The following is a 3,909-nucleotide window of genomic DNA, read 5'->3' as shown; positions in this document are numbered from 1 at the left end:
CGGCGGCCTGCCCGCCGTACCACCTGGCCGTGGTGATCGGCGGCACCAGCGCCGAGTACGCCCTCAAGACCGCCAAGTACGCCAGCGCCAAGTACCTCGACGCGCTGCCCACCTCCGGCTCGATGACCGCGCACGGCTTCCGTGACCTGGAGCTGGAGGCCGAGGTGCTGGAGCTGACCCGCAACTTCGGCATCGGCGCGCAGTTCGGCGGGCGCTACTTCTGCCACGACGTACGGGTGGTGCGGCTGCCCCGGCACGGCGCGTCGTGCCCGGTGGCGATCGCCGTGTCCTGTTCGGCGGACCGCCAGGCGGTTGCCAAGATCACCCCGTCGGGCGTGTGGCTGGAGCGGCTCGAAACCGACCCGGCCCGCTACCTGCCCGAGGTCACCGAGGCGCAGCTGGACACCACCGAGGTGGTCCGCGTCGACCTCAACCGGCCGATGGACGAGATCCGCGCCGAGCTGTCCAAGTACCCGGTGAAGACCCGGCTGTCCCTGACCGGCCCGCTGGTGGTGGCCCGGGACATCGCCCACGCCAAGATCGCTGAGCGGCTGGACGCGGGCGAAGCGATGCCGCAGTACCTACGCGACCACGCCGTCTACTACGCCGGCCCGGCGAAGACCCCGGAGGGCTACGCCTCCGGCTCGTTCGGCCCGACCACGGCGGGGCGGATGGACGCGTACGTGGAGAAGTTCCAGGCCGCAGGCGGGTCGATGGTGATGCTCGCCAAGGGCAACCGCTCCGCCCAGGTGACCCGCTCCTGCGACCAGCACGGCGGCTTCTACCTTGGCTCGATCGGTGGCCCGGCCGCCCGGCTCGCCCAGGACTGCATCAAGCACGTCGAGGTCCTCGAATACGCCGAGCTGGGCATGGAGGCGGTCTGGAAGATCGAGGTGGAGGACTTTCCGGCCTTCATCGTCGTCGACGACAAGGGCAACGACTTCTTCGCCGAGGTGACCAAGCCGGTCCTCACCATCGGCCGCGGCTGAACCCGCGAGGCGCTCGGCAGCTCGACCGTCCGACATCGGTGCGCCCGCCCTTGGCGGCGGGCGCACCGCCCCCGTCGATTGCAGCAAGGCAACCGAGACGAGTCTCCGGCCTACCGCTGTCGATCCACTCTCAGATCGCTATCAGGCTGGTGGGACAGCTGTGACCGTCGGGCTACGCTGCTGAAAGTTGCCACCATTGGGGGCGGGGGAGCGGATGCGGTTTCAGATCCTGGGACCACTGCGGGTCGGCGGCGGCGAAGCCACCGTCACCGCAGGTCGGGATCGGGTCGTACTCGCCGTCCTGCTGCTCCGGGCGAACCGCATCGTGCCGGTGGAGGAACTGGTCGACGCGATCTGGGAGGAGCACCCGCCGGCCACCGCCCGGGCCCAGTTGCAGACCTGCGTGTCGCGCTTGCGACAGCGGTTCGCCGGGCTCGGTCTGCCACCGGAGACCATCGTCACCGATCCCGTCGGGTACGCGGTTCGCACCGGGCCGGGCGAGCTGGACACCGAGGTCTTCACCCACGGCGTCGACGTCGCCCGGGCCACGCTCGCCTCCGGGCGGCTGACCGACGCGCGCCGGGAGTTCCGCGCCGCGCTGGGGCTGTGGCGCGGCCCGGCGCTGAGCGGCATCCCGAACCGCACCGTACGGCGGCGGGCGCAGGCGCTCGACGAGCAGCGCCTCGCCGCGCTGGAGGAGTGCGTGGAGATCGAGTTGCGCCTCGGCCACGCGGCGGGCCTACTCGACGAGCTGGCCGAGCACCTGGAGCGGCATCCGTTGCGGGAGCGGTTGCGCGGGCAGCTCATGCTGGCGCTCTCCGCCGTCGGCCGGCAGGCCGACGCGCTCGGCCTGTACCGGGAAGGCCGGCGCCTGTACGCCGAGGAACTCGGTATCGAGCCGGGCGCGGCGTTGCAGGAACTGCACCAGCGGGTGCTCGCCGGGGATCTCGCCGTCGCCGGATCGGAGCGTCGCGCCGCCACCCCGGTTCGCGGCCTGCCCCGGGCGATCAGCGACTTCACCGGACGATCGGAAACCGTCGCCCGGCTGGTCAAGGAGATCGAGGAGGGGGAGACCCGGATCCAGCTGATCGACGGGATGGCGGGCAGTGGAAAGACCACCCTGGCCGTGCACGTGGCCACCCGGCTGGCCGAGCGCTACCCGGACGCCCAACTCTTCATCGACCTGCACGGGCACAGCGAGCGGGCGCCGCTGAGCCCGGCCGCCGCGCTGGCCGCCCTGCTGCGGCAACTCGGAGTCCCGGCCGAACGCATTCCGGTCGACATGGACGACCGACTGGCCATCTGGCGCACCGAGCTGGCTGACCGGCGGGTCCTGGTGCTGTTGGACAACGCCGCCGCCACCGCGCAGGTAGCGCCCCTGCTGCCCAGCGGCGCCGGCTGCCTGACTCTGATCACCAGCCGCCGCCGGCTGGTCGGTCTCGACGAGGGACGGCCCTCGTCGCTGCCCGTCCTCGACACCGACGAGGCGATCGAGTTGCTCGGTCGGGTGGCCGGCGAGGATCGGGTGGCCGCGGAGCCGGTCGCGGCAGCCGAGGTGGTACGCCGCTGCGGTTACCTTCCGCTCGCGATCCGCCTGGCCGGTGCCCGGTTGGTCCACCGCCCCCGGTGGCGGATCGCCGACCTGGCCGACCGGCTCGGCGGTTCCCGCGACGCACTGGCCGAGCTGGCCGCCGGGCAGCGCTCCGTCGCGGACGCGTTCGCCCTGTCGTACGCCCAGGTGTCGCCACCGGCACAGCGAACGTTCCGGCTGCTCGGGCTGTATCCGGGCGTACGTCTCGACAACACCACCGCTGCTGCGGTGGCCGACCTGCCGCTGTCCGAGGTACAGGATCTGCTGGACGAGCTGGTGGACGCCCACCTGGTGGACGAGCCGGAGTCGGGCCGGTACCGCCTGCACGACCTGGTCCGTGAGTACGCACGCACCCTGCTGGACGAACCGGCCAACACGACGGAGCGGCGCGACGCGCTCGAGCGCCTGCTGGACCACCACCTGCACGTGGCGGCGGCGCTCAGCCGCGAGACGGAATCGCCCGGCAGTCGCCGGACCCTCAGCCTGCCCGGCCCGCCCCGGCCCGACCTGGTGACGATCTGCGCCAACCGGGGGCTGGCCTGGTTCGATGAGAACCACTCCGCGCTGGTGGCGCTGCCCGCGCTGGCGGAGAAGGACTTCCCGCTGCGCGCCTGGCAACTCGCCCGGGCCAGCTGGCGGCTGCTCTACAACGGCGGGCACCTCGACGAGCTGGTAGAGACGCACTCGGTGGGACTGCGGGCGGCCGAGGCGATCGGCGACGAGTCCGCACAGGCCGTGATGCTGAACTACCTGGCGTCGGCCTACTTCCGGCGGGCCCGCTTCGCGCACGCCATCGCCCTGCTGCAGCGGGCCGTCGAGCTGTCTCGCCGAAGCGGTCCGCCCACCCTGCTGAGGAACGTGCTGTGGAACATCGGCATCAACAGCTATGCCGACGGTGACCCCCGTCGCGGGATCGAGTACTTCTACGCTGCGGCGACGACCGCACGCGGGGGCGACCAACTGGCCGAACGAAGCGCCCTGCTCAACAACCTGACCTACGTGATGTGCACCTGGGGTCGCTACGACGAGGCGTTGCGGATCAGCCGTCAGCACCTGCTCATGGCTCGTGAGATCGGTGATCGTCGGCAGCTGGCGAACGCGGTGGGGCACGCCGGCATCATCCGGCACCGGATGGGTCATACCGTGCCCGCCCGTCGGCTACTGCGGATTGCGTTGACCCTTCACCGCAGGGTGAGTAACCGGTACGACGAGGGTGAGGTGCTCAACGAACTCGGCGTGATGGAGCGCGAGGCCGGTCGGCCGGACGAGGCGGCGGCCCTGCACCGGGAGGCGTTGATCGCGATCAGCGACGCCGGTGACCTGGTCGGC

2 protein-coding genes are annotated in these 3,909 nt (G+C 71.7%); both read left to right on the top strand.

Annotated features, from left to right (window positions below; translation table 11 throughout):
• A partial coding sequence (locus AB0M52_RS32035; protein WP_363961444.1) for a FumA C-terminus/TtdB family hydratase beta subunit occupies positions 1–989 on the top strand: 989 nt, incomplete at its 5' end.
• A 214-nt stretch (positions 990–1,203) separates the two neighbouring features.
• On the top strand, positions 1,204–3,909 hold a 2,706-nt coding region (locus AB0M52_RS32030; RefSeq protein WP_363961442.1), incomplete at its 3' end, for a BTAD domain-containing putative transcriptional regulator.

The sequence above is a fragment of the Micromonospora sp. NPDC051296 genome (assembly GCF_040682255.1).
Classification (GTDB): Bacteria; Actinomycetota; Actinomycetes; order Mycobacteriales; family Micromonosporaceae; genus Micromonospora; species Micromonospora craterilacus.
Note: the sequence above shows the minus strand (reverse complement) of the source record. Positions and strands in the feature narration are given on the sequence as shown.